Annotated in this window: 20 protein-coding genes; 8 read left to right on the top strand and 12 right to left on the bottom strand. The window is 68.0% G+C overall.

The genetic code is table 11. From position 1 onward, the window contains the following. Positions 1 to 7: 7 nt before the first annotated feature. From ligA to IPG50_27075, 4 genes are all read right to left on the bottom strand, one after another. Positions 8 to 1,258, bottom strand: coding sequence for an NAD-dependent DNA ligase LigA (ligA, locus tag IPG50_27090; GenBank protein ID MBK6695841.1), 1,251 nt, complete (start codon positions 1,256 to 1,258; stop codon positions 8 to 10). 57 nt (positions 1,259 to 1,315) lie between these two features. Next, on the bottom strand, positions 1,316 to 2,047 hold the full coding sequence (locus IPG50_27085) for a hypothetical protein (GenBank protein ID MBK6695840.1): 732 nt from the start codon (positions 2,045 to 2,047) through the stop codon (positions 1,316 to 1,318). Between the two features lie 109 nt (positions 2,048 to 2,156). Then, positions 2,157 to 2,531, bottom strand: a complete 375-nt coding sequence (locus IPG50_27080; protein MBK6695839.1) for a molecular chaperone DnaJ — start codon at positions 2,529 to 2,531, stop codon at positions 2,157 to 2,159. Positions 2,532 to 2,631: 100 nt separating this feature from the next. Further along, entirely contained in the window at positions 2,632 to 3,846 is a 1,215-nt protein-coding gene (locus IPG50_27075) for a serine/threonine protein kinase (protein ID MBK6695838.1), read from the bottom strand. 662 nt (positions 3,847 to 4,508) lie between these two features. On the opposite strand from IPG50_27075, the gene IPG50_27070 reads away from it, so the two are divergent. The 5 genes from IPG50_27070 to IPG50_27050 all read left to right on the top strand — a co-directional run bounded on the left by IPG50_27070 (position 4,509) and on the right by IPG50_27050 (position 10,538). Continuing rightward, on the top strand, positions 4,509 to 5,108 hold the full coding sequence (locus tag IPG50_27070; GenBank protein ID MBK6695837.1) for a sigma-70 family RNA polymerase sigma factor: 600 nt from the start codon (positions 4,509 to 4,511) through the stop codon (positions 5,106 to 5,108). Further along, complete coding sequence (locus IPG50_27065) at positions 5,105 to 6,289, top strand: FecR domain-containing protein (GenBank protein MBK6695836.1); 1,185 nt, start codon at positions 5,105 to 5,107, stop codon at positions 6,287 to 6,289. The genes IPG50_27070 and IPG50_27065 overlap by 4 nt, the downstream gene beginning before the upstream one ends. Then, a complete protein-coding gene (locus IPG50_27060) occupies positions 6,286 to 7,338 on the top strand; it encodes a hypothetical protein (protein MBK6695835.1) in 1,053 nt (350 codons plus the stop codon). Before IPG50_27065 ends, IPG50_27060 begins: the two co-directional genes overlap by 4 nt. A 646-nt stretch (positions 7,339 to 7,984) precedes the next feature. Continuing rightward, the gene (locus IPG50_27055; GenBank protein ID MBK6695834.1) at positions 7,985 to 8,500 is read left to right on the top strand and encodes a hypothetical protein; all 516 of its coding nucleotides are present in this window, start codon (positions 7,985 to 7,987) and stop codon (positions 8,498 to 8,500) included. 223 nt (positions 8,501 to 8,723) lie between these two features. Beyond that, positions 8,724 to 10,538 (top strand): cytochrome-c peroxidase, encoded by a 1,815-nt coding sequence (locus IPG50_27050; protein MBK6695833.1) that lies wholly within the window; start codon positions 8,724 to 8,726, stop codon positions 10,536 to 10,538. A gap of 36 nt (positions 10,539 to 10,574) precedes the next feature. On the opposite strand, the gene IPG50_27045 is transcribed toward IPG50_27050, so the two are convergent. Genes IPG50_27045 through IPG50_27035 form a run of 3 tightly spaced genes read right to left on the bottom strand, consistent with a single transcriptional unit; the run spans position 10,575 to position 16,903 of the window. Further along, positions 10,575 to 11,168 carry a VTT domain-containing protein gene (locus tag IPG50_27045; protein ID MBK6695832.1) on the bottom strand — a complete coding sequence of 198 codons (594 nt, stop codon included), beginning with the start codon at positions 11,166 to 11,168 and terminating at the stop codon, positions 10,575 to 10,577. Between the two features lie 51 nt (positions 11,169 to 11,219). Continuing rightward, entirely contained in the window at positions 11,220 to 12,503 is a 1,284-nt protein-coding gene (locus tag IPG50_27040) for a patatin-like phospholipase family protein (protein ID MBK6695831.1), read from the bottom strand. Further along, the gene (locus IPG50_27035; protein MBK6695830.1) at positions 12,500 to 16,903 is read right to left on the bottom strand and encodes a protein kinase; all 4,404 of its coding nucleotides are present in this window, start codon (positions 16,901 to 16,903) and stop codon (positions 12,500 to 12,502) included. The genes IPG50_27040 and IPG50_27035 overlap by 4 nt, the downstream gene beginning before the upstream one ends. 225 nt (positions 16,904 to 17,128) lie before the next feature. Between IPG50_27035 and IPG50_27030 the strand changes: the two genes are divergently transcribed. The 3 genes from IPG50_27030 to IPG50_27020 all read left to right on the top strand — a co-directional run bounded on the left by IPG50_27030 (position 17,129) and on the right by IPG50_27020 (position 20,455). Then, a complete protein-coding gene (locus IPG50_27030) occupies positions 17,129 to 18,679 on the top strand; it encodes a J domain-containing protein (protein MBK6695829.1) in 1,551 nt (516 codons plus the stop codon). An 82-nt stretch (positions 18,680 to 18,761) separates the two neighbouring features. Continuing rightward, complete coding sequence (locus IPG50_27025; protein ID MBK6695828.1) at positions 18,762 to 19,667, top strand: aldo/keto reductase; 906 nt, start codon at positions 18,762 to 18,764, stop codon at positions 19,665 to 19,667. After that, complete coding sequence (locus tag IPG50_27020) at positions 19,664 to 20,455, top strand: phytanoyl-CoA dioxygenase family protein (GenBank protein ID MBK6695827.1); 792 nt, start codon at positions 19,664 to 19,666, stop codon at positions 20,453 to 20,455. Before IPG50_27025 ends, IPG50_27020 begins: the two co-directional genes overlap by 4 nt. 23 nt (positions 20,456 to 20,478) lie before the next feature. On the opposite strand, the gene IPG50_27015 is transcribed toward IPG50_27020, so the two are convergent. From IPG50_27015 to IPG50_26995, 5 genes are all read right to left on the bottom strand, one after another. Beyond that, a complete protein-coding gene (locus IPG50_27015) occupies positions 20,479 to 21,189 on the bottom strand; it encodes a hypothetical protein (protein MBK6695826.1) in 711 nt (236 codons plus the stop codon). Between the two features lie 169 nt (positions 21,190 to 21,358). Further along, positions 21,359 to 22,789 (bottom strand): serine/threonine protein kinase, encoded by a 1,431-nt coding sequence (locus tag IPG50_27010; GenBank protein MBK6695825.1) that lies wholly within the window; start codon positions 22,787 to 22,789, stop codon positions 21,359 to 21,361. A 326-nt stretch (positions 22,790 to 23,115) separates the two neighbouring features. Further along, a complete protein-coding gene (locus tag IPG50_27005) occupies positions 23,116 to 23,997 on the bottom strand; it encodes a branched-chain amino acid ABC transporter permease (protein MBK6695824.1) in 882 nt (293 codons plus the stop codon). A gap of 20 nt (positions 23,998 to 24,017) precedes the next feature. After that, a complete protein-coding gene (locus tag IPG50_27000; protein ID MBK6695823.1) occupies positions 24,018 to 25,166 on the bottom strand; it encodes an ABC transporter substrate-binding protein in 1,149 nt (382 codons plus the stop codon). 32 nt (positions 25,167 to 25,198) lie between these two features. Next, positions 25,199 to 26,119 carry a matrixin family metalloprotease gene (locus tag IPG50_26995; GenBank protein MBK6695822.1) on the bottom strand — a complete coding sequence of 307 codons (921 nt, stop codon included), beginning with the start codon at positions 26,117 to 26,119 and terminating at the stop codon, positions 25,199 to 25,201. Positions 26,120 to 26,173: the final 54 nt, after the last annotated feature.

Genomic DNA, 26,173 nt, shown 5'->3' with positions numbered 1-26,173 from the left:
GGAGGCGTCAGGGCAGCGTCGCGCCCGCGAGCAGGAGCGCCAACTCCGCCTCCGTGACGACGCGGGTGCCAAATTTCTTGGCCTGGTCGAGCTTCGTCTTGCCGGTCTTCTCGCCGGCCACCAGGTACGTCGTGCCCTTCTTCACGGAGTCGTGAATCGTCCCGCCGGCGTTCTTGATGTCCGCATGAACATCCTCGCGCTTGCGCGAGAGAACGCCCGTGACGCAGAGCGCGGAGCCGGTCAGCGGGCCCTCCGGCGCGGGCTCGGCCTTGGGCATCGGTCGGCCGACGCCGGCGTCGGCCAACTTGTGGAGCAGCGCCCGCGAGCCGTCGTCACCCAAATATTCGAGGATGCTGTCGACCATCTTGGGGCCGAAGCCGTGGATCGACGAGAAGCGCTCCCGAAGCTCCTCTTGGCTGGCCGCGAGCAGCGCCGTGAGGCTACCGATTTCCGCGGCCAGTTGTTTCGCCGCGACCTGTCCTATTTGCGGAATGCCGAGGCCGCAGAGCAGTCGGTCGAGCGTGCGGACGCGTGAGCGTTCGATCGACTCGATGACGTTGGTGGCACTCTTCTCGCCCATGCGATCAAGAGCGGCGATGCTCGCAGTGGTGAGCGCGTAGAGGTCAGCGACGTCGCGGACGAGCTTCGCGTCGACGAGTTGCTCTACAAGCACGACGCCAAGTCGGTCGATGTCCATGGCGAAGCGACGTGCGAAGTAGTGAATCTGGTTCTTGAGCTGCGCTGGGCACGTGCGATTGGGGCAGCGGAGCGTCGACTCCACGCCGAGCTCGGGGCGAGCCTCGTCGCGTTGCCGCGAGATCACGGGCGTGCCGCAGTCGGGGCACGCGGCGGGCATTTCAAAGGGCCGCTCCTCGCCGGTGCGCGCCGCCGCGTCGACGGAGACCACCTGCGGAATGATCTCGCCCGCCTTTTCGATGGTGACGCGATCACCAATGCGCACGTCGAGCTCGGCGATCTGGTTCGCGTTGTGGAGCGAGGCTCGCGAGACGGTGGTTCCGGCGAGCTCCGTGGGCTCGAGCACGGCGACCGGCGTGAGGGCGCCGGTGCGTCCCACTTGCACGAGGATGTCGAGCACGCGCGTCTGGGCTTGCTCGGCGGCGAACTTGTACGCGACGGCCCACTTGGGAAATTTCGACGTGAAGCCGAGGATGTCCTGCTGCCGATAGCGATCGACCTTCACGACGGCGCCGTCGGTCTCGAAGGGATAGTCGCGGCGAGCGCCATCGATGGCGGCGATGGCGGAAAGAACGCCGTCCCAGGGCCCCGTGACCTCGCGGCGGTGGGTCGGAAGCCCCTATTCAACAAACCAGCGCAGGCTCTCGCTGTGCGACTCGTGGAGCGACGGACCCTCCACCAATTGATAGAAGATGACCCGCAAGGGGCGCCGCGCGACTTCGTTCGGATCGAGCATGCGCACCGAGCCGGCGGCGGCATTGCGGGGGTTCGAGAAGGGCTCGAGTCCCTCCGCTTCGCGGTCCTTGTTGATGGCGTCGAGATCGCGCCGGTAGAGCACCACCTCGCCGCGCAGCGTGAGCTTCCCCTGGTGGGTGATGCGATGGGGAAGGCCACGCAAGGTTCGCGCGTTCACCGTGATGTCTTCGCCCCACTCGCCATCGCCGCGCGTGCTCGCTTGCGTCAGCCGGCCGCCTTCGAAGATCACCTCGAGGCTCCCGCCGTCGAGCTTCGGCTCGACAACGAAGGTCACGTCGGCGCCGTCAGGCAGACCTTCCAAGACGCGCCGCGCAAACTCGCCCATGTCCTCCGCCGAGTAGGCGTTGTCGAGGGAGAACATGCGGTGCTCGTGGTGGACCTTGCTGGCAGCTTCGCGTGCCTTGCCGCCAACGCGCTGAGTCGGCGAGTCGCCGGTGACGAGCTCCGGATGTTTCGCCTCGAGGGCCCGGAGCTCCTTGAGGAGCGCGTCGAAGGCAGCGTCGCTCACGCTCGGATCGTCGAGGACGTAGTAGCGGTAGTTGTGCGCGTCGATCTCGCGCACGAGCGCGGCGTGCCTTTTTGCCGACGACGTCATGGGTCGCCGAGAATACGACCATCTCGCGAATCCTTGCAGGCCTCCCGCTTCCCGTGAACGTGCCCGTGCTCGTGCCCCGGTCTTAACGGGTTCGACCGTTCGCGGAGCCCTACGTCGCTCTCGGCACCACCTGTTTGCGAATCTTCTTGATGAAGGTCTGCGTGCAGTTGCCGTGGCTCGCCTCGTAGTCGATGATCTCTTGGATCAAGCGCGTCTTTACCTCGGCGGTGCAGAGCGTGCTCTCTTGCACTTGCTTGGCGAGCTTGTCGCCCTCCCCGGTGCTGGGCCACTTGGGCTTGCCCACAGCCGCCGCCTGACGCGCCGCCGCGTGATGCGAGGGCTTCGTCTTGGTGACGTCGCGAAACGTCGGTTCATCGGGAGCGCGCCGACCCGAACCGCGGCAGGAGGGGCACGACGTGTAGGAGCCAAAGGCGTTCATGATGCGGCCATCGCCGCCGCAGGTGGAGCAGCTCTCAATCTCCATGGGGAGCGCCTCGATGCTCGGGCGCGCGATGAATGTCGATCATGGGAGGCAGGCTACAACAATGGTACTCGGACACTCTGAAATCGACAGGTTCGAGATACTAAGAGCGTCCTCGCGGAGGAACCACGCGTGTCGTTTCGCTCGTGTCGTCGAGCGGCGAGAGCAATCGCGTAGGCGCCGTCTCGGACGTTGGTTTGGCAGAACGCGGCGGCGCACTCGGAGGCGTATTCGCGGGCCGGGCGCTCGTCGTCTCGCCCGACGGAGCGGAGCCAGGCATCTGCTCGATGAGCGTCTGCGAGATCGCGTGCGCCTCGTGACTCGCCAGCGGGATCGTCGGCTCCGACGGCGGCGTGCTGCGCGCCGCGGGCACGCGCACTGACGCGGGGAGCGGCGCCGCCGGCGGCTGCGGCCGATCGTCGCGTGGCGTCGAGGGCGCAGCCCTCTGGCCGCGCAAGGTGTCGAGCGCTTCCGCCAGCTCCTCCGTCGACTGGTATCGGTCCTCGCGCTCGCGCGCCATCGCCTTGGCGACGATGGCTTCGAGCTCGGGCGAGACGTTCGGCGCAGCCGTGCGAAGGGGGATCGTGGAGCCGGCGAGGATCTTGAGCAGCACGCCGTGCTCCGAGGAGCCGACGAACGGCCGTTGGCCCGAGAGCATCTCGTAGAGCATGACGCCGCACGCGTAGACGTCGACGCGTCCGTCGAGATCGCGTTCGCCGCGAGCCTGCTCGGGCGACATGTAATAGGCGGTGCCGATGGCGATGCCCGTGCCGGTGAGGTCGCGCTCGGGCCCGCTCATGGGCTTGGATGTGCCGAAGTCGAGAACCTTCACGTAGACCTCGCCGGGGCGTTCCGGCTGCTCGACGAGGAAGACGTTGTCAGGTTTGACGTCGCGGTGCACGACGCCGGCGCGATGCACGGCGCCGAGCGCGGAGAGAGCCTGGCAGGTGATCTCGACGGCGACATCGGTCGAGATGGGGCGGCCGTCAGTGATGCGGTTCGCGAGCGACTGACCGTAGAGGCGCTCCATCACGAGGTAGGGACGGCCGTCTTCGAGGAAGCCCGCATCGAAGACGGTGCACACGTTGCGATGGCCTGTCATGCCCGCGGTGCGCGCCTCGCGCATGAAGCGCTTCGTCTGGACCTCGTCGCCGGCGAGGTGCGGGTGAAGAATCTTGATGGCGACGATGCGACTCAAGCCCGTATGTTCGGCCTCAAGGACGACGCCCATTCCGCCCGAGCCGATGGTGCCGCGGACGTTGTACTTGCCGTCGATGACACGGAGCTTCTGCATCACCGGTGGCGCGTTGCGACCCATCGGCCCCGCTGGCGCCGAGGGGCGACGAGGAATCGGCGTCGAGCCCGCCTTGCCCGCTTGCGGCGGTGGTGTCGATCCTCGCGACGACGACGACGGCGGCGGGATCGAAGGGCGCCGTTGCCCTTGTGGAGGCGCGCTGCCGGACTCAGGCGCTGCGCTCTGCGCGTTTCGGGCGGACTCAGTCAGTTTCGAGGGGGTCGGCGTGGCCCGACGCAACGGGGGGGGCCGCGGAATCGACGGCAGCGAAGGCGCGCGCACCCGCGGCATCGAGGGCAAGACCCCGCCAGTTCGCTCGCACGTTCGTGCGTCCTCCGGATGCTGGCCGGAGCAATAGGGACACGGAACGAGCGTCAAAGAGAACCCCTTGGCGGCGGGAGGCGGCGTCATCCTGTCCGCCCCACCTACGCTGGGGCCCGGACAAGCTTCCCGATCCTACGCGGCCAATCGCCCGAGCCGCCAGTCACGGCCCTGGCCGGGTGTGGCGCCAATGTGCGCATCTTTTGAGATCAAAGGGTTGCGTGCGGTTGCCGGCCGGCCCCCTGGTGCTAGCTAATGGGACTTTTTCTATTGTGGACCGTGCGCGGCACGTCCGGACACTGGTGGGGGTCGTGCTGCTTCGTTCGTCAGAGAACACGTCCGCGGACGCTCTGGTCCCGTCCGTCGTGGTGCCGCTGCCCAGTCGGGCGGTGCCCGACGCAGAACTTGCGGCTGCACTCCGCCGTGGCGACGACCACGCGCGGGCGACCTTCTTCGATCGGTACTCAGCGTCGGTGGAGAAGGTCTTGTGGGGCGTATTGGGTCCCGAACCCGAGGTGGAAGATCTGCTCCACGAGGTCTTCCTCCGCGCCTTCGCCGGCGTCGACAAGATCGACGATCCCTCGCGCCTCAAGAGCTGGCTTACGGGCATCGCGGTCTTGACCGCGCGCGAGTGGATTCGAAAGAAGACGCGCCGCCGCTGGCTGTCCTTTGTGGCCGAGGTGCCCGAGCCGCCGCAGCGCGCTCAATTCTCGGAGGAGGTTCACGAGGCGACGCGCGAGACGTACGTGGTCCTCGGAAACATGAAGGAGGAGGAGCGCGTCCTCTTCAGCCTCCGGTTCATCGAAGGCATGGAGATGGCGGAGATCGCTGTGGCGTGTGATCTCTCACTGTCGACCGCGAAGCGTCGCCTCAAGGCCGCCGAAGAACACTTTCTGTCGCGCGCGCGTCGCGTCCCAGCCCTGCGGGAGTGGCTTAGCGAGGGGGGAAGATGGCCGGCCTCGTGAACCGCGACCGATCCGCCAAGGAGCCTGCGCAGCTCCGCGCCTTGGGCGCTCGCGCGAGTGCCTCATTGGAGAGCGCCCGCGAAGCCTTTGGCGCCGCCGAGCGGGTGCGCGCGCGCATTCTCCGCGGCGACTTGCCGCGCGACGCGCTGCGCGTTGAACGCTTCCGGCCACGCTTGGCGGTGGTCGCCGCCGCAGCGCTCGTCGCCTTCACCGTGCTGGTCTCGCTTCAGTTCGCGTCCGTTCGGCCGCTGACGTTCCACGCCAGCCTCGTCACGGGGCACGAGGGCGACTTCATCGCCGCCAGCGCCGCCCCCGTTCCCTTGACCTTCTCGGATGGCACGTCGCTTCGCGTGCTCGACAGCGCTCAGGTTCGCGTCGCCGAGCTGCGCTCCGATGGCGCTCGCGTCGTGCTCGAACACGGTCGCATCGAGGCGCACGTCATTCACCGGAGCGACACCCGTTGGACGATAAACGCCGGGCCCTTCGAAGTGCGCGTGACTGGGACGCGGTTCGCGCTCGACTGGGACGCCTCATCGCAGGCGATGGTCGTGACGCTCGTTGAGGGGGCCGTCGAAGTCAGCGGATGCCGCCTCGGTGAGGCTCGCCGCGTTGCCGCGGGAGAGACGCTCCGCGTTTCCTGCGCGCCCGTGGTCGTCGCCGAGGTGCCGCCGTCGGCGGCTCTGCCCAAAGAAACACCCCCGCCTGCGCCCACCGCACTATCGCCTGCGGAGCGCCGCACGGTGGCGCCGACGAAGCCCGACAAGGCCGAGCTGCCTAGGATCGAACGAGCGCGCGGCACCGCCGATGCGGACTCGCTTCTGAAGTTGGCCAACGATGCCCGCTACAGCGGCGACTTCGTGGCGGCCCGCGAACGCTTCACAGACTTGCGCGGTCGATTCCCAGCCTCCGCGCCCGCGGCGCTTGCCGCCTTCGAGCTCGGTCGCATGGCGTTCGACGTCGACGCTGACTATCGCACCGCCGGTGATTGGTTCGACCGATACCTAAACGAGGCTCCCCGCGGCGGTCTGACACGCGAGGCGCAGGGGCGCCTCCTCGAGGCGCGCTTCCGCTCGAAGGATGCGGACCGCGCCCTGCGCGCTGCGGCCAAGTACTTGCTCGCGTATCCCGAAGGCCCACACGCGCGCCTCGCAAGGCGCGTTCTCGATGGGGAGGCTCCGTGAGCTTGCGTCACCGGATTTCGGCGGGTCTTGTTGCGGTCGTCCTCGGCGCTTGGTCGCCCTTGGCCCAGGCCGAAGGCGGACCTCGCGTTCTCGTCGCGGGAGACGCGTCCGATCCGCTCGTGTGGCGTTTCGGGCGTGAGCTAGCGGCGCTGCGAATGGAGGCTATCTCGGTGGGGCCCGTCGCCAACTGCGACGTCGCCACCATCGATGAGCTTGCGCTCACGGAATATGCGACCGCCGCCATCTGCATGGACGGCGACGTGGTTTCGACCTGGTACACCGATGCCCTCTACGACTACGTCGAACGCGTACCGGTCGCACCGGCGACGCAGGCCCCTCACGAACTCGACCTGACCTCCACACGGATCGCCGAGCTGGTGCGCGCCATCATCGACCGCGATCGCGATCGTCGCGACAACCGTATCGCTGCTGAGACGGCGCTAGGCGCCGCGGAAGCGGTGGTGCCAATCCATACGGAAGAGCGTTACCAACCGATCCAGGTCGGGAGCCCGCCGTCTCGTTACGTCGCCATAAACGCCGGCCCCTCGTGGTTCGCGGGAACTCGGAGCGAGCTTGGTCTCGGGGCCAACGTGGAGCTGGGCGTCGGCAAGATCGTCGCGCCCTTTGTCCGCGCCGACTACGCGCCATCCTATGGCGGGACGATCACGGGTTCGCGAGGCGCCACAAGGGAGGACCAAGCGTCGCTCGGGATGGTCCTCGCGGGTGTTGCCATTCCGGCCACCGGCTTTGGGTCGCGGGTCTCTTTGCGGGGCACGCTGGGGACCGGTGCCATGTGGCTGCGCGGCCAATCGACACTCGACTTGCCAGGTGGCGGAGGGGCCCGTGCCGCAAACACCGCGGCGACGCCCGTCTTTGCCACCGGAGGCTCGCTGTCGGTTCGCGTCGCGGGCCCGGTTCGAGCGGCCGCCGACGGTCTCATCGCGGTCAGCTCCCGGTTGCTCGCCATCGAGAGCGAAGGTTTGCGCTACGCCAAGCAAGGGCACTTGCTCGCATCGATGGGCCTGCGGCTCGAGGTGGTCGTGCCATGAGGGGCAAACAGGTTGCGCTCATGCTCATGCACTGCGGTCTCGGCGCCTGCAGCCATTCCGTAGCCACCACCGACGTCCCCATGCCGGCGTCCTCCAACAAGACTGAAGCCCCTCTCCTAACGGAAGCGGAGCCGGCGCGGCCGTGGCCGTGCCCGAAGGCGCGTCCTGTGGAGAACACCGCCTGCGACCACTCTACGGACGGGTGCGAATACGGTGAAAGTCCGGACGTTCAATGCACGGAGCGCATGACGTGCCGCGCTGGTGTGTGGGGTACGGAGACTCGTCCGGTCTGCGTCCTTCACCGGTGTCCGGACAGGGCGCGCCTCGTTGAGCTTGAAGGTAGTCCTTGTGAGCTCCCGCTCGCCGATGGCGCAACGGCTCCGGCCGCCGACGCGGAGCTTCAGTGCCCCGTGGCGGGCGGAACCTGCGCGTGCACGACAGGGGCTTTTCGCGGAGTCCCGGACGGGCGGCGATGGCTCTGCCTCGCCGCCAACACGCAGCCCGGATGCCCCGCGGAAAGGCCGCACCAGGGGCAGTGGTGCGAGGGGCCCGCCGTGACGTGCGACTACGGGGCGTGTCTTTGGAAGGGCGGCGTGACGATGGAGTGCTTCGCCAACGTCTGGCGCGTCCGTGGCGGTGGTTGTCCTTGAACCCGAGCAGACTCACGGCGTGCCTCGCCCTTGGCGTCGCTGCCTGCGGCTGGACCTTCGAGTCGTGGGATGCGCCAGCACGCGAGACGCGCGAGGTAAACGACGCGAGTGTTCTCGTTCTCCAAGAGGATGTCGAGCGACCCGCCGATGACGAATGCCAAGCGGTCGCCCAGGGCGAGTCTTGCCCGTACATAGGCGCGCGGTGCGTATTCGGCACCAACGTCGACGACCAGTGCAACGACCGGGCTGTCTGCGATGTCGAAAGGCGCTGGAAAGTCCAGCGCGGCGATGCCGCGTGTGCGAGCGTCTGTCCCGAGAGCGCCTTCGCGTTGGGCCCCGGCGCCGAGTGCAACGCGCCGGGAGCCCTCTGCGCGCGCGATGGGCGCGTCTGCGGCTGCGGCGGCCTGGGTCGCGCGGTCGATGCCGGTCCGCGAAGCGACGCCGCATCCGACGCGTCTCAACCGGCAACCGACGCAGGGCCATCGAGACTTCTTTGGCAATGTTTGAATTAGGATCGGTCGTGGTGCCCTGGACGGCCCCCATCGCCGAGAACGAGCTGCATGCTCGGCGTCGTGTGCGACTACGGGACGTGCCTCTTCGAGAGACCGCTGGCCTTCGAGTGTCGCGATGGCTTCTGGCGCCCGTACGCGGGTAGCTGTCGCTAAGCCATTTCTGACCCGCCGCGAAGGTCGCGGACCACTTGCTTCTCGAACCGCACGTTTGGAGGAGCTACCCATGAAGGTTGTCACGGCCGCGCTCTTAGCACCTGGCTTGCTTGCACTCGTGGCGTCGTGCCTCGACGTTTCCCACCCAACGCACCTAGCAGCCTCGCAGAACTCGCAAGCGGCACCCGTGGGGCCGAGCGGCGTGGGGCTCCAGGGCGGCATGAAGCCGAACTTTGGCGAGACCGTGATCGCGGCCGTGCCGCCGCCGCCCATCTCCGGCGGCACGTTGTCGCTATCGAGCGACGGACGCCTCGCGGTGGCCGCGGATCCCGATCGCGATCAGGTCTACTTTGTGGACATCGAGGCACAAGCGTTGGTGCGGACCGTCAGGTTGCCTGAGCGTTCCGAGCCGGGGCGAGTCACCATTTCGAGCGAGAGCGTCTACGTGGTCCTGCGCGGGAGCGGCCAGATCGCCCAAGTGGCGCGCCAGACCGGCGAAATGTCGTTGCACACCGTCTGCAGCGCGCCTCGTGGCATCCACTTCGACGAGACCCTCGACGTTGTACGGGTGGCCTGCGCATCGGGCGAGCTCGTCACGCTTGCACCCGAGGGCGCAGTCCTCGAACGCCTTCCGATGCCACGCGACCTGCGAGACGTCTTTCGGCTGGGCGCGAGCCTAAGGGCGACTCGCTTTCGCAGTGCCGAGTCGTTCGAGGTAGCGCGCGGTCGCGCTGCGGGCGCGAAGCCAACGGTCCCCGGTGCAGCCGTCTTGTGGAGGACGGTCGTGGCGCCCGACCCGACGAACCCGGGTTGCGTCGATTGCGACCTCGAGGTTGGCGTCGCCCAGGAGGTCATCGCCCAACCCGCGGCGTCTCCGGTGCCCGCGTACTACACCGCAACGCCACCCTGCTCGCAGGGACCCGTTGGCACGACGGCCACGGTCCTCTCGATTCGCGGTCGTGGGAAAGTGCTGCTGCGCGGGGCGGTTCTGCCGGTCGACGTCGCTGTCTGGCAAGGGGAGATCGCGGTCGCCGCTGCGGGAAACGCGCACACGCTGGGCCTGCCCCAGGTGCTCCACCTCAAAGCCCGCGACGCGCTCGACGTTGCACCCTGCGACCCGCCCTTTCAGGCTCCTGCCATCGTTGGGCAAGCCACGGCCGTTGCCTTTGGCGCCGATGGGAGACTGTATGTGCAGACGCGTGAGCCCGCGGCACTCCACGTCGTGAATCGCTATCGCACCGTCGACAAGGTCATCACGCTCTCCACGACGAGCCGCTTCGACACGGGGCACGCCATCTTTCACGCCAATTCCGGCGGGATGATCGCGTGTGCGTCGTGCCACCCCGATGGCACCGATGATGGTCGCGTATGGAGCTTTCCTCACGGCGTGCGTCGAACGCCGTCCTTGCGCGGAACCCTTGAGGGCACGGCGCCGTACCATTGGGACGGCGATCTCGCCGACGTTCGGGCCCTCGTCGACAGCATCTTTGTCACGCGCATGGCGGGGCCCCCGCTGGTCGAGGCGCAGACCGACGCGCTTCGCGGCTGGCTCTTCACGCTCGAGGGTGAGAAGAGTTCAAGCCCCGTCACCCGTGCCGTCGACGTCGAACGTCAGCGCGGCGAGGAGACCTTCCGCGCGCGGTGCGCGTCCTGCCACGCGGGGCCGCGCTTCACCAACAACGCCAACGCCGACGTCGGCACCGGCGGCGTCTTTCAGGTGCCATCGCTCATCGGCCTCGCGGCGCGCCCTCCCTATCTCCACAACGGCTGCGCCACGACGCTCCTCGAGCGCTTCTCCGCCCGGTGTGGTGGTGGACGCCACGGCGACGAGGGCTTGTCCAGCGAGGCCGTTCGCGAGCTCGTCTCTTACCTCGAGCAGCTGTGACTACGGCGGCGAGCCACTCACGGCGACAACGGCACCCTACGAGCCCCAGCCGGCGCGAATGATCGCGTAAAAGACCATCAGCTTCGGGATGCGAATGAGGCACACGACGGCGAACGTCCGGTAGCGACAGCGGAAGACGCCGCACGTGTAGCAGAGGATCGAAAAGGGCACCGGCAAGATGCCCGCGAGTGTGAAGGCCCACGTGCCGTGCTTCTCGATGAGCGCCGGGAGCGGACCACGCTCCGTCATGCGCCGCACGAACCGCGTTCGTGAGAGCGCCCGCGCGATGAACATGCCCAGGTGACCGCCAGCGATGGAACTCAAGCTCACGACCAAGAGGACTGGCGGAGCCGGCCACCCGGCGGCGATCGTGGCGAGCATGTACGCCTGCGGACCGATGGGGAACTGGAGGCCGTCGGCGATGACGGTCCCGGCGGCGATTCCGGCGTAGCCAAACGTGTCGACGACCCAGTGACTCAGCGCCGTGAGCTCTCCGCGAAAGGTGCGGCCGAGCAGCGCCACGAGAGCCCCCAAGGCGAGGAGCCCAAGCAGCGGCCGCGCCACGAGCGTCGCGACCTCGAGGCGCCGAGCGCGCGGATCTTTTGGCAGCGGCGAAGACGTCTCCTCCATGGCGCGAGCCCGCGACTATAGCGCGGATGCGCGCGCGCGCCGTTCCGGCCGCTACGTGCCGAAGGGCAACATCGAGCTCTTCTCCCAATGGCCGCTGCCTTCCTCGACGGGGCGGCCTTCGTCGCCGCTCCCCGCGTCGGCGAAGAAGGCCAAGAGCTCATCGCGACGCGCCCGCGCGTCGGCGCGGCCGAGCTCGACGAGTTGCCGACAAAAGCTCCCGTCGAAGAGGAGGTAGCTCGCGAGGTCCGCCTCGGCGCCGGCGCCCATGTCGAGCAGGTGCAAGAGGCGCTTGGTGAGGAGCGGATCGCCGCGGTACTGGCCGCGGCGAACGTGCTCGCTCGCCAGGCGACCGATGTCTTCGCTAGGGCGAACGACGCAGGCCCGCACGTACCGATAGGGAATGCCGCCGCGCTTCGTCGCTTGGCCACTCATGCGCTCGGCGAAATCCGGACCGAAGACCTCCCCCCCATCGGCGAGCACGCTGTTCAGCCGCGTCAAGAGCTCGAGGTCGACGTCGACGTGGTCAAGGAGGAACGCGTTGAGCACCTTGCCCAGCAAGAACGCCGCGCCGGGCGCTGCCTTCGCGTGGCTCATGTCCTCGGTGGCGGCGCTGCCGCGCACCTCGCGCGAGCTGCCCGTGACGAAGACGTGCGTCGCGCCGAGGCGAATGGCCGGCGCGATGGGGGTGTTCTGCCGCAGCCCGCCGTCGAGGTAGAGCTCCTCGTCGATGCGGACGGCGGGGAAGAGGAGGGGGATGGCCGCGCTCGCGAGGGCGTGTTCGGGGCCGATGTGGTCGGGACGAAAATAGGTTCGCGGTGGCGGCGGCGGGATCTCGACGTCCGGCGCCGTGTGCATAAACACGACGGTACGACCGGTCGACACCTCCGTCGTCGACACGCTGAGGGCGTGGAGGTGCCGCTTTCGAAGGCTTCGGGCCACCGCTCGCCAGCTAATCTCTCGCTGCACGAGCTCGGCCATGGGGCGGACGTCGAAGAGGCCGTGCCCCACCGAGCCGCCGCCGAGCGCGATGCGCGGCAGGCCGACGACCTGCCTCAGGCCGAAGCCCAAGACTCGCGTGATTTCGATCTCGCTCCACAGGTCGACGAGGCGGCGCATGCCCAGCATGGGGTCTTGCAGGTGGGCCGTCAGAAAACACGCGTTGATGGCGCCCACGCTGGTGCCCGACAGGATGTCGACACGCGGCGGGCCACCGCGGAGGCGCGTCAACTCGTCGAAGACGTACCAGAGCACGCCGACCTCGTAGGCGCCGCGGGCGCCGCCGCCCGAGAGGATCATCGCGAGCCGCTTGCGGGGGGTCGTGCTGCTAGGACTCATGCTCGAACCACGGTGGTGATGGGGGCCGGCTGGATGAGGGCCTGCATGGCCGGCCGCTTTCCAAAGAGGACGCGAAGCCTTGGGTCACGAATCGTCTGCATGAGGGCTGCGGCGTAGCCGATGGCGCGGTTTCGGGCGCGCGGTGCCTCCGGGGAGCCGGACGCGAAGAGCGCCTGCATGCAGAGTACGCGAACCTCGAGACCGTACTCAGTTCCTTGCAGTGCTTCGACGGCGCCGAGCGCCGTTGTTGCCAGCAGCGTGGCCGCGTGCGCGTCGCCGGCCTTGGCGCGGGCGAGGGCCTCGATCGCGCGACCATAAAACTGGAAGCTTACGAGCGTGAGGTTCTCCGCCTGCTTGCGCGCTGAGTTCGCCAGCTCGGCGGCATGCGCGGCCTGGCCGTGGGCGAGCTCGAGGGCCGCACGGACGATGGCTTCGTGCACGCGGTCGTAGGCGTTGTCGGTGGCCGCGTTCAGCGCCGCCGCGTCCGTGATCAACGGTGTGAGGGCCTCGACCTCGCCGAGCTCGAGGTGGACCTCCGCGCTGACCAGCGAAGTGTCGGCACGCCCGTCTTGGTCGCCGTAGCGTTCGTGGGCATCGCGGGCTCGGCTCAAGTAGGCCTTGGCGCGCTCGTAATCGCCGAGGCGTCCGTAGGCCGCGCCGATGTTCGTCAGCGTGTTGGCCAGCTGGAATCGACCGCCGATGCCAAGGTCGATTTGGATCGACTCGAGGGCGAGGCCAATGGCGTCTTCGTAGCGGCCTTGGCAATACATCGCGAACGCGAGGACGTGTTTCGCGCGGGCTTCGGGCCGCCGCGCGCCAACGCGGCGAAAGACCGCGATGGCGTCGACGTACGCGTCGACGGCTTCGCGGACGCGACCCACGCGCCGCAGAAGGACGCCGCGGGCGCGCAAGATCTCCGCGCGCGCGCGCGGAGGCACCACCAGCGCGTCCTCGGCGCCGCAGGCCTTGAGCGCGCGGTCGCAGGCGGCGAGAGCGCCGGGCACGTCGCCGAGCTCGCGGCGCAGCTCGCTCTCGAGACCCTCCGCCTCGACCTCGAGTGCCGCGCTCTCGATTTGGCGCGCCAGCTCCGCCGCTTTCTGCGCGAAGGGTAGCCCGTGGCTCAGGCGGCCTTCGTCGAGGTCGAAGCGTGCTGTGCGAACGAACGCGAGGCCGACGGCGCGCGGCGTGCCGGCGGACCGTGCGCTCTTGCGAAGCGCGTCGAGTTGAGCGATGCGTTCGCGACGCCGACCGAGCACGCGAAGGATGCTCTCGAGCGCTTCGTGGGCCACGATGGCGCGCGCATCATCGTCACCGAGGAAGCCGAGGGCGCGGTTGTAGTATCGGGCCGCGAGTTTGAGCTGGCTTCCGTTGCGAGCTGCGGCGGCGGCTTCGAGGTAGAAGTCGGTCGCCAACGACGGCTCCCCGCCAATCGAGAGGTGCCGCGCCACGATGGCCGCCGAGAGGCCGCGGCCAAGGGTCGTCTGACCCAAGTACAGCCCGAGGCCGCGATGCATCGCCGTGCGATCGCGTGGTTCGAGCCCCTTGTAGGCCACGTCGCGTGTGAGCGGATGACGGAAGTCGACCAGGTCTCCCTTGCGATCGCAGAGACCCCGCGCCGCGAGGCGAACGATCGCGTCTTCGGCGTTCGACTTCGACAGCTCGACGAGGTGCGACGCGCCCAGCGGGCCCCCGGCGATGGCGAGCCAGTTGACGATGTCGTGCTCGGCCATAGGCAGCTCGCGAATGCGATCTCCTAGGAGTTGCTCCAGCGTCGAGGGAAGTTGCCACTGATCGCTCTCGGAGCGCCTGACGAGCGCGAATTTTGGGTCGCTGCCCTCATGGCGCTCTTCGCGAATCTCGAGGGCGCCACGCTCGAGCAGCGCGTCGACCATTTCGAGGAGAAAGAACGGATTGCCGCCGACCTTGGGGAGCAAGTCCGCGCAGACCTGCCGAACGCCTTCGCGAACACCGAGCCGATTCTCGACGAGGCGCACCTGCTCCTCCGACGAAAGGCCGCGGAGCTCGACGCGCACGACGCCTTCGAGGATGGCCGCTGTATGGTCGTCGGGCCGCGAGACGAGGATCACGAGAATGGGCAACGGGTCGTTGCCGCGGAGGAGCTCGGCCAGGATCTCGAGGCTGTGGCGGTCGGCCCACTGGAGGCCTTCCACGATGAAGACGAGCGGCTGCGAGAGCGCGATGGCCGCGAGCAAAGCGCGCAGGCCCGATGCGACGGTTCGGCGTCGATAGGCCGGGTCTTCGTCGTCGCCGGTACCCAGGGGCACGTTGGTCGCGAGCTCGGCGAGCCGCGCGACGAGCGGGCTCGACGCGTCGCCTTGCGCCGAACCACCGCCGGCTCGCGCGATGAGCGACACGACCTCTTCGTAGGGCTCTTCGCCGGTGATGCCGATGGCGTCGCGGATCGCTTCGCCGATGACGGCGTAAGGGAGCTCGGTCTTGACCGGCGTGCACTCCACCTTCACGAGCCGCGCGTTGGGCGGCAGCTCGGCCACGAAGGCTCCCAAGAGCGCGCTCTTGCCGATGCCCATCTCGCCCGCGACCGCGCGACAGGTCAACGTGCCGTGGCCCATCACCGCTCGGATGAACGACGCATGGAGATCGGCCTTCTCCACGTCTCGACCCACCAACTCGCTCGGGACGCTGGCCATGGTCGCGATGCGTTCGTCGCGCGAGAGGCTGCGCTGCAGCGTGTAGATGCGCATCGTCGGCGGTACGTTCTCGACGTCGGCTCTTGGTGGGAGCTCGAGCGTCGGCGCGTCGCCCCACCGAAACTCGCGGCGGACGAGGCGGTAGACGCCACCGGCGACCCACGTCTTCTGGAGCGGAGTGGCTTGCGAGATGACGTCGGCCAAGTGCGTGGCCGGGTCGTGGAGCCGGTAGCGAACGAGGTTGCCCTCGGCGTCGCGGAAGCCCGATGCAATGCCTCGCACGATGCCGATGGAAGCGCCAATGGTGGTCGGCAAGTCGTCGCTGAGGCCGGCGATGGTCTCGTGCGTGTCGAGCGCGAGCCACGCGGCGTCGGCGGCGGCGCGCGCCGTGTTGGCGGTCACGCCCGCTACCGCTCGCGCCTCGAAGTCGCTGGACCAAATCCAGCAGCGGACGCCGCGCTTGTAGGCGATCTCTTCGAGGAGGCCACGCAGTCGGTCGAGCGTGCGCAACGCGAGGGGACCGTCACTGGCGCCGAGCGCCTCGAAGCCGTGCAGGCGCAAGGTGACGATGGCGACGTGGCGGACCTCGCGCGGGCCAGGGGCGGGACGCGACTCGGCGGCAGCCTCGTGCTCCAACTCCAAGGCTGCCGGGGCCATGGGCGCCATGCTCGGCAAGCGAAGCCGCGCCGACGACGCGTGCTTGATCGCGGCGCCGGCGCCTTCGTCGTCGATGAGGACGGGAAGCTCGCGCCGGACCAGCTCAACGATGGCGGTCTCGAGGACGCTGGCGTCGATGAGGACCTGACGCACGAGCAGCGCGCGCGCGACGGCGCTCGTCAACTCGCGCCCCGACGCGTAGCGATCCTCGCGGCGCGGCGCGAGGCAGGTCATGACGATGCTCTCGAGCTCGGGGGGAACGTCGCGCGCGTAGGTGCTCGGCGACTCGACGATCCCCGAGCGGACGATGTCGAGCAGCGCTTCACCGCCGAGCCCCGCGTGGAGCGCGCGGCCGGCGAGGATCTCCCAGAAGATCACGCCGAGCGCGTAGACGTCGCTGCGGCGGTCCACGCGCTCTCCGCGGGCCTGCTCCGGCGACATGTAGCCGAACTTTCCCTTGAGGACGCCGGTCTCCTCCACGAAGAGCTTGGCGCTCGCGATGCCAAAGTCCGTGATTTTAACGGCGCCGTCGTAGGACAAAAGGATGTTCTGCGGCGAAACGTCGCGGTGCACGATCTCAAGCGGCGCGCCGGACTCGTCCTTCTTTTCGTGGGCGTAGTGCAGGCCCTTGGCGGCCTCGCCGATGATCCACGCGCCAAGCCACGGCGCGATCCGTGTGCCCTTTGCCTTCGCCGACGACATCAGCATGCCGAGGTCCGGGCCCTCCACGTATTCCATGACGAGGAGCTGGCCTTCGTCGCCGCCATCGGAGAGCTCGTAGACCTGAACGACGTTGGGATGATTGAGGCGCGTGGCCAGCTGCGCCTCCTCGATGAACATCGTGCGGAAACGTCGCGAGGTGCCGTGGGCTTGCAGGATGCGTTTGACGACGAGAAGCTTGAAGGTCCCTTCGGCGCCGCGCTTTCTCGCGAGGAAGACCTCCGCCATGCCGCCCTTGCCGAGACGACGCACGACCTCGAACTGAGCCAACTCCTTCGGGCCGTCGGGCGGAGCGGAGCCGGCGACGCGCACCGGGACGCCCGCAGGTCTGTCGCTTTCGCCTTTCGAATCCACGGGTCGCCCGAGTCTATCGCAACCGGGCGAGGAGCCCGTGATTCTCGCCGGTTGCACGGTTCGCCTCGCGGTGCGTCACCCTCAAGGGTCGACGGCGAATCCGCGAGCGCAGGCTCACCCACACCGGCGATCGGGCCCGTGCGAGCAGCTCAACCGTTCCGCTAGAAGGAGCGCCGAAGGCTGGGAAATTTCGGAGTATCCTGAAATACTCATCTTCGCCGCACCATGCCTCAAGGTCGCCCCGCGCCGCTCGCCCAAGGCACGCTCGACAAGCGGCCCGTGAGCCACCTTTTGGCCTACGTCTACGAGCGACGGCTGAGCGGCTCGTTGGTGTTCGGCGACCCCGACGCGAGCGTCGGAGCCATCGTCGTGCGCGAGGGCGCGCCCATCAAGGCCGACGTGCCGGGCGCTTTTGACGCGTACCTCTCGCTGGCCGATTTGCCCGGGCCCACCGCGTTCGCGTATTTCGATTCCTTCGACGCCCTGGAGGGGGTTGGCGAGGTCCCGCTGCATCCGCTCACGGCCATCGCGCGCGTGTTGCGCCGTCGGCCTCCCGTGGAGCTCATGCGTTCGATGTTTGAGCGGGTGGGTACACGCGAGCTCTCCGTGGCGGCCGATGCCGTCAAAGACGCGCTCGGCCTCGGCGTCCTGCAGGTCGAGGCGCTCGCCGCGATGTGCCAGGGACCGTTCACCCTCGACGCGTTGCGGGCCAACCGCGTGCTGGCGGGAGAAGCCGACACGGTCGCCTACGCGCTGCTCATCACCAAGGTCGCGCAAGTGCTGGCGCCGTCGACGCAGAAGCCTTCGATGCCTCCCCCGCGCGACAGCTCCGCGGATCTGGGGGCCCCGCCGTCGACGCCCAGCTCGAGCGCCGACGTCGCCTCGGCGCCCGTCGGACGGATGCGCCTCTCGAGGACCGCGATCCCCAAGCTCACGGAAGAGCGCGCTGTCATCTCGACGCGAGACGATCGCGCATCGATGACGCCGCCAGGCTTTCCTGCCGTGCTCTCGCCAGCGCTCGAAGAGCGACGCCGCGAGATCTCCGAACGCGCGGCGAAGATCGATCGCGAAAACTACTTCGAGATGCTCGGCTTGCCGCAGACGGCGGGGGGCGAGGAGGCGCAAAACGCCTACCTCGTGTTGGCCAAGCGGTGGCATCCGGACCGCCTACCACCGGAGCTCGCCGCCGTGCGCGAGGCGTGCGCGCGCGTCTTCGCGCGTCTGAGCGAGGCCGCCTCGACGCTCCGCGACGACGAGCAGCGGAAGCGCTACGAGCTGTTGCTCAAGGAGGGCGGCGCGACGCCCGAGGATCAGGAGAAGATCGCGAGTGTCCTCGAGGCCGCGACGGCGTTCCAAAAGGCCGAGGTCATGATGAAGCGCGGTGACATCGCGAAGGCCCACGAGTTCGCCGCACTCGCCGTCCGCCTCGATTCGCAACCGGACTACATCGCCATTCACACGTGGCTCGAGGCCATGAAGCCGGAGAACCAGGCGCCGGAGCAAGTTCGTTCGCTCATTGACGTGCTCACCAAGTGTGTGACGGAGAGCGTTCGTTGCGAGCGGGCCTTCTTCTATCGAGGCACGCTGCGCAAGCGCATCGGTGATCCTGGCGCCATGGACGACTTTCGTATCGCCTTCGAGCTGAACCCGCGCAACCTCGACGCGCAACGGGAAGTGCGCGTTCACAACATGCGCGCGCAGAAGGAGGCCCAGTCGCAACACGACATCGAAGTTCGAAAGAAGAGCGGCCTCTTCGACCGCTTGTTCAAGAAGTGAGTTGCGCGTGAACCTGCCGGCCATCGCCCCGCTGTTCGCGAAGCGCACCCCAGGAGACCCGCCGAGCGTGGCCCTCGGGACCATGAACTTCGGCAAGCGCGTCGACGCGAAGGCCGCGCAGCGAATCATCGACCGCGCCTTCGAACGAGGCGTGCGGCTCCTCGACACCGCGAACGTCTACGAAAACGGCACCTCGGAGCGCATCGTGGGTGAGGCCATGAAGGCGCGCCCTGGGGCCTTTCGCGTGGCCACGAAGGTCGGCCTCGGTCGCCATCAAGGGCGCAGCGAGGGTCTCTCGCCCGAGGCGGTCGCTTTGGCCTGCGACGAGAGTCGTCGTCGCCTCGGTGTCGAAACCATCGACGTCTACTACCTGCACGCGCCCGATCCCGCGACGCCCATCGAACAAACGCTTTCGGCCGTCCTTGGTCTCGTTGCGAAGGGCCACATCGGAGCCTTCGGTCTCTCGAATTACGCGTCGTGGCAGGTGCTCGAGGTCTTGCACTTGACGGAGCGCGCCGCCTCGCCTCGGCCCGTGGTGGCGCAACAGCTCTACAACCTCGTCGTTCGTCAGCTCGACGTCGAATACGCGGGCTTCGCGGCGCGCTATGCGCTCCACACGACGACCTACAACGCGCTCGCGGGAGGTCTCCTCGCGCGCGAGCTCGACATCGCCACGGTGCCGAAGGGCTCGCGCTTCGAACACAACGCCATGTACCGGAGGCGCTACTGGTCGCCACCGCTCTTCGCGGCCCGCGCCCGCTACGCCGCGTTGGCCCACGAGTCGGGACTCAGCCTCATCGACCTCGCCTACCGCTTTCTAAGGTCACGAGAGCTCGTCGACTCGGTCCTCGTGGGGCCCGCCTCCGTCGAGCAGCTCGACGTCGCGCTCGATGCGCTTTCGGCGCCGCCGCTCTCCGCTGACCTCCTCGCTCGCATCGACGCCGCCGCCCTCGAGCTCGCGGGTACCGACGCGCGTTACGCGCGATGAGTCCCGAGGCCGACGTCCTTCCGGTGACCGACGAGGCCATCGCTGCGGCTATCGGCAGCTACGAGCGTGAGGGCTACGCCGAGCTGGGCCCCGTGGCGCCCCCCGCCGTGCTTGCAGGCCTCCGCGCCCGCGCCGACGCGCTGATGGATGGTGACATCGTCTACGAAGGGATGTTCTTCCAGCGCGACGCAGAGAGCGGCGACTATCACGAGTTGCCCTACGGCCGCGGGTTCGAGGGCCCGACGCGCAACTATCGCAAAATCGAGAAGCTCGAGCTCGACCCGGTCTTCACTCAGTGGATGAAGAACTCGGTCTTCCAGCGCATCGCGCAGCGCGTCTTGGGCAACGACGTCTTTCTCCTCCGCGCGATGATGATGACGAAGCCGGCTCGCGGCGGAACGCCGCTCCCGTGGCATCAAGACGGCGGACGCTTCTGGGGCGTCGACCCGACGCCGCGTCTTCAGCTTTGGACGGCCCTCGACGACGCGCCCTTCGCATCGGGGTGTGTCGAGGTCGTGCCAGGGACGCACCACGCGGGCTTGGCGACGCTGCAGGGCGGCGTCGTGCCCGCGAAGTTTCTCGCCGAAGCCAACGCCGAGGCGCGGGCCAGGCCTCTTCCGGCGAAGGCCGGCGACGTGCTCCTCATCCACAACATGATGTGGCATCGATCGGGCGTAAACGCGACCGACGCTCCTCGTCGGGCCTTCTCGGTCTGCTTCGTTGACGCCAACACCCGCTGCACGCGGACGCGGAAGGCACCCCGTCAGTTCATGCGCGTCTTTGGCTGACGCCCTGCACGAGCCGTCTCGGGTCAGGGATACATGCCCCAGTCGGACACGCCCGCGCAGGTGTCGTAGTCCGGGAACATGCAGCAATCGTAGTCGTTGCCGCCTTGGTCGTTCGGGTACACCGACTTGCCCTCGCACGGGTCGAGGGGTGGTTCGTAGCCGCCGCCGCCGCCACCGGTGCCCCAGCTCCCGCACTGATTGTCGTAGCCGCTGCAGTCTCCGCCGCTGTTGCATTGGTTGAGCAAGTACTCGCAGCTCTTCGACTGGTTCTCGGTGCCGTCGCTGTTGAAGATGTCGGGCATCTCGAACGAGGCGTGGCCGCAGCCGCCGAAGACTTGATACGCGATGATGGCGTTCGCGCAGCTGCTGTTGCTCGACTTGTAGCCGATGCCGTAACAGGCCGCGCGCTCGATGGTGTCGCGCACGCGCGCGCAGCAACGCTTGAGGTCTTCGCAGGCCACGTTGGCCTCAGGGAGAACGGCCGCGCCCCCGTCGGGCTTGTGCGGACGCCCGGCATCGCCTGCGTCGCTCACGGGGAGGACCGCCGGCGGAGGCGTCTGCGCGACGGGCGACGCTTGCGTCTCTTGCGTCGACGCGGGCGCCGCGGCCTTGCTGCAGCCCTTGGCCTTCGGGGTCTCCGAGCAATCGGTCGGGCCCTTTCCGTCGGTTGACGAGCAGGCAACGAGCGCAGAAACCAACCCAACAGCGGCGACGATAAGGACCGAACGTTTCATGACATCGCATAGCTGCACACGGTGTGCCTTCGTGTCGTTCCGTCTCTTACCCCCAAATTCACGGATTTAACCGGGCGTATCCCTCCCGCGTCACCTGGGGCATCCGGTGTCCATGTCCGGGCAATCGCCACCGGAGGTCGCTTGCCTGGTGCGTGAGCGCTGGCGCGCTTCAGCGGGAGGCGTCGCTTCGCGTGGCGTCTGGTGTGCCTGCGTCGCTCGCGCCGGCGCCAAGCGTCTCCTCAGGTTCCGCGCCAGCGAGCTCGAGCAAGGAGCCGGCCTGCGCACGCCACGCCTCCGCGCTCCATGTCGACGCGTCGAACATCGGGTCAGCGTAGAGCGCACCCGCCGTCATGGCGGCCACGAGCGCCAACAGTTGCGCGACGCTCCGGACCTTTCCGCCTCTCGCTGGAACGGTGCCGCTCGTCGACTCGGCCGCCAGGTCGGTCGTGCTCGCGAAGGCGATGCGGCTCGTGGTGGTCGAGCCCGGCGGGTAACTCGACAGTCGTCCTAGCGAGCTGACGTCCACGCGCCTCGTGGCGACGCGCGTGTCGGTCGAGCCGTCGCGCCCGCGGAGCAAGCGCAGGGGGTCCGGCTTCGGTCCGCGCGCTCCCGGCGCCCCCGGCGGGAGCGGCGGCGGCGTCGTCTTCCGAGGACCTCGTTCGTTCGAGGCGCGCGTGTCGCCTGACCTCGCCCCAGGCCTTGGCGTCGCGAGGTCGAGTCGCTCCTCTACGGGGCTTTTCGCCTGCTCGAGCAAGAGAGCCAACCGCAGCGCTTGCTGCATCGTCGTGGCGTCGGGCCATCGGTCCCGCGGCGCGAAGGAGACGGCGCGGTCGAGGACCTTGGCCAGCTCCTCGCTCACCGCCGGCGCAAGCTGCCGCACGGGAGCGAGCGGTTCTGTGGCCGCCATGCGTAGCTCGTCGACGACCGTCTTGCCCTCGCGCGGCCGCCGGCCGCTGATGAGGGCGATCATCAGCGCGCCCAGGGCCCACAGATCGGTCCGACCGTCGACGTCGTCACCGCGGGCTTGCTCCGGTGAAATGTATGCCGGCGTGCCGAGCGCGTCCTCCGCCGTCATGCGGACGGTGTCGTCGCTCACGTGCGCGATGCCGAAGTCGAGGACTTTGACCTCACCGGCGGTCGTCAAGAACACGTTGCCCGGCTTGATGTCGCCGTGCACGATGCCCTGCTCGTGCGCCGCGGCGAGGACATCGAGGACCGCCTCGCCGATCTCCAACGCGCGAGCGAGCGGCATCGGACGCCCCTTCTTGACGAGCCGATCGAGCGGCGATCCCTCGAGGAGCTCCATCACCAAGAAGGGCGTGCCCTCGACGTCGATGTCGTCATCGATCATGGCCACCACGCCGGGATGCCCAACGAGGTTCGCGACGTAGCCTTCCTTCAAGAAGCGGCTGCGCAAGTCCAAGTCGTCGGCGAGGTCGCCACGCAAGATCTTGAGCGCGCCGCGCTTGCCGTTGCGGTGCGTCGCGGAGTAGACGGCCGCGCTGCCGCCGACCCCCAAGAGGGCATCGAGGCGCCACTTGCCGCGCACGGTGCTTCCAACAAGCGAACGGGCGTCTTCGATGACTTGCCTCGAGGGCACGCGGGCTCTTCTCCTTACGGCAGCGGTTGAGGGCAGCGGTTGCGCACTTCCGGCGGGGGTCGCGCCGGGCGACGTCAGGCCTTGGGCCTCGCCTCGTCGCAATGACGGTGCCGGCCCTCGTTCGGCGCGAATTTCCACGCGAATTCACGCGCGAGACAATGTTCCGCCGGCCGCGGCGTGGAAGTCGCCATTCTGCCCGCCCGGGCGCCAAAATTCCGTCCTCGCAACAGGCGTCCCAGCGCGCGCTTCTTCCGTTGGTGAACGGCCGATCCATTAGGGGCGACCTGCCCAAGAGGGCGCTCGCCGCCGACCTGGGCGCCCGTTGCCTACACCTTCTCGATGCGCGACTGGCCGAGGAGCCCGGAGGGTCGAAGCAAGAGCACGACGATGAGCACCGCGAAGACGAGGACGTCCACGCCGCCCGAGTAGTCGGTGAGCTTCATGAGCTCGCCCAGCACGCCAAGGAGGAGGCCGCCGAGCATCGCGCCGGTGATGCTGCCGATTCCGCCAAGGACAGCCGCGACAAACGCGCGGGTGCCGATGACGAGGCCCATGGTCGGGTAGGCGGGCGATTGATCGAGGCAGAAGAGAACCGCTCCCAGCGCGGCCAAGCTGGAGCCGAGCGCGAACGTCATGGCGATGACCCGCGACGTGCGAACACCCATGAGTCGCGCGGCCTCTTCGTTGGTCGAAAGGGCGCGCATGGCCTTGCCGAACCACGTCTTCTTTACAATGAGCTCGAGCCCCGCCATCACGACGACGCTCGTTACCACGATGATGAGGCGCATCCGGCTCTGCTCGAAGAGGGGCGGATACGAGCGGTATTGCGCCGTGAAGACGAGTTGCGCGAGGTTCTGTAGGAGCACCGACATGCCGAGCGCCGTCACGAGCGGCGTCACGCGCACGAGCGAGCCCTTGCCGCGACCCCGCAAAGGGCGATAAGCGGTGCGCTCGACGGCGATGCCGAGCGCCGAGCAGGCGACCATCGCGATGAGCGTGCCCATGGTCGCCGCCAGGACAGGGTTCGCTTCGGCGCCGAAGGCCATGATGGCGAAGAGCCCCGCGTAGGCGCCCATCATGAAGATTTCGCTGTGCGCGAAGTTGATGAGCTTGAGCACGCCGTAGACGAGCGTGTAGCCGAGGGCGACGAGCGCGATCATCGCGCCTTGCGCGACCCCCGTCAGCAGCGTGCTGAAGATTCGGTCCACTGCGCCGGTGCCCGATTCCGTTACTGAGCGACGAGCTGCGTCGAGTACTTGAACTGCTTGCCCCGGATCTGAACGATGACGATGGGCTTGTTGGCGTTGTGATCCTTATCGATGGTCAAGGTGCCGGTTGCGCCTTGGAAGCCCTTCGTCGCCTTGATGGCGTCCTTAATGGCCTCGCGGGTCGGCTCCGGCGCGCGGCCCATGGCGTCGAAGAGGAGCTTCGCTGCGTCGTAGCCCTGCGCCGCCATGCTCGTCGGCTCCACGTTGTATTTGGCGCGGTAGGTCTTGAGGAACGCTTGCGCGTTCTCCCAGGGCACGTCGGGCGCGTAGTGATTGGTGAAGAAAGCGCCCTCGAGCTCCGCGCCGGCGCCCTTCAAGAGCTCGTTGGCGTCCCATCCGTCGCCGCCGACGAACGTGTTGCCGGCGATGCCCGCCGCCTTCGCTTGGCGCGCCACCTGCACCATGTCGTTGTAGTAGATCGGCGCGAAGATGATCTCCGGCGACGCGGCCTTGATGGTCTCGAGGTGCGTCGTGTAGTTCGTCTCGCCCTTCTGGTAGCCCTTGTCGGCGACGATCTTGCCGCCAAGCTTCTCGAAGCTGAGCTTGAAGCTTTGCGCGAGGCCCGACGAATAGTTGTCCTGCGCCACATAGAGCAGCGCGACGTTGGTCTTCTTGAGCGTCTCTTTGACGAAGCGCGCTGCCACGTCGCCTTGCTGATCGTCGGTGAAGCAGACCCGGAAGGCGTACTCGCGGTTCTTCGTGATCGACACGTTGGTCGACGACGGCGTGATGAGCGGCACCTTCTTCTCGTTGGCCACGATGGCCGCCGGTTCGGTGCGGCTCGACGCCACCTCGCCGAGGATGGCGAGCGCCTGGTCGCGGTCGATGAGCTGGCGAACCTTGTTGGACGCTTCCGACGGCATCGAGCGATCGTCTTCGTAGATGACGCGGATCTTCTTGCCCTTCACGCCGCCGGCGGCGTTCTGCTCGTTGACCGCCTGCTCGATGCCGTTCTTGGTGTCCACGCCGAAGGCCGAGTCGGAGCCCGAGAGGGAGAGGAACGCCCCCACGACGAACTCGTCGTTCTTTGCCTTGGAGCAAGAGGTCGTGGCGAGGGCCAAAGACGCCGCCACGAGGCCGAGGTGGCGACGGGAAAGGAGCACGCTCATAGGCGCCTCCTACCACGGTTTTGTGTCAGGCCCTACGGGCCTTGGCGGCGTCGCGAGCGCCTCGCCGCGATCGCTGCAAACGCTACAAATGTCGCGAAAAAACCAGCGTTCGCGAGGCCTGTCCTCTCGCCTGAGCCGGCCGCCGCGCAGGCGCAACCGGTGTCCTGGGCAGGCTCTTCGGTGTTGACCGTGATGACCGGCTGGCACGGGCCCGCCGTCAGGCGCGTCGCCGCTGCCTCGCCCGGCTTGTCGGTCGTGTGCTCGGCCTCGCTCGGGTAGATGGTGCAGATGCCCTTTTGGTCGTCGGGCTCGAGGGTGCGAAGGCCCGTTTGGCCCCGGTCGTAGCGCGACTCCATCGTGGCGTTGTTCACCTTCGTGTGCGCCAGGCCGAGGTAGTGCCCGACCTCGTGCGTGATGATCGATTGGAGGTCGTAGCCTTGCGCCGGGAGCGGTTCCTGCGCCGTGACCCCGCGATCCGCCGTGTTGACCTCGATGTCGGCGTCGAGGATCTCGCCGGTGTCGGCGTTGAAGGTGACGGTGGTCAGCGCCAGCGGATTGCCCGCGTCGTCGTAGGGCCACGCGTCGTCGCGAAAGACGACGACGTTCTCGTTGGCCCCCTTCCTGTTGAAGCCGATGCTCGCGGTCTTGGTGGGCTCGAGCTCCACGGCTTGGATGCCCGGCGTGCACGTCGCGTTCTTCCCGAGCCAGGCTGCAAAAGACGACGCCACGATGGCCCGCGCCTTGTCGAGGTTGGCCTTCTTGCTCGCGGCGGTGGCGACGGTGAACCCGACGCAACGGTTTCTCCAATAGAGCGACGGCCCCTGCGAGGCGCAGTCGTCGATGGCCGACGGCTGCGTGCGCGTTCGGCAGAAGGCCGACGCTTCGCGCGAGGCGAGGCTCGCCCCCAAGACCACAACCAGAGAAAGGGCGGAACAAAGGGCGAGGCGCGGCATCCGAGCCCCGAAGGATACGCGGGAATTTCGAGTCGTATACGTTCCGGGGAACTA

The organism is Myxococcales bacterium (assembly GCA_016703425.1).
Lineage (GTDB): Bacteria > Myxococcota_A > Polyangia > Polyangiales > Polyangiaceae > JADJCA01.
Note: the sequence above shows the minus strand (reverse complement) of the source record. Positions and strands in the feature narration are given on the sequence as shown.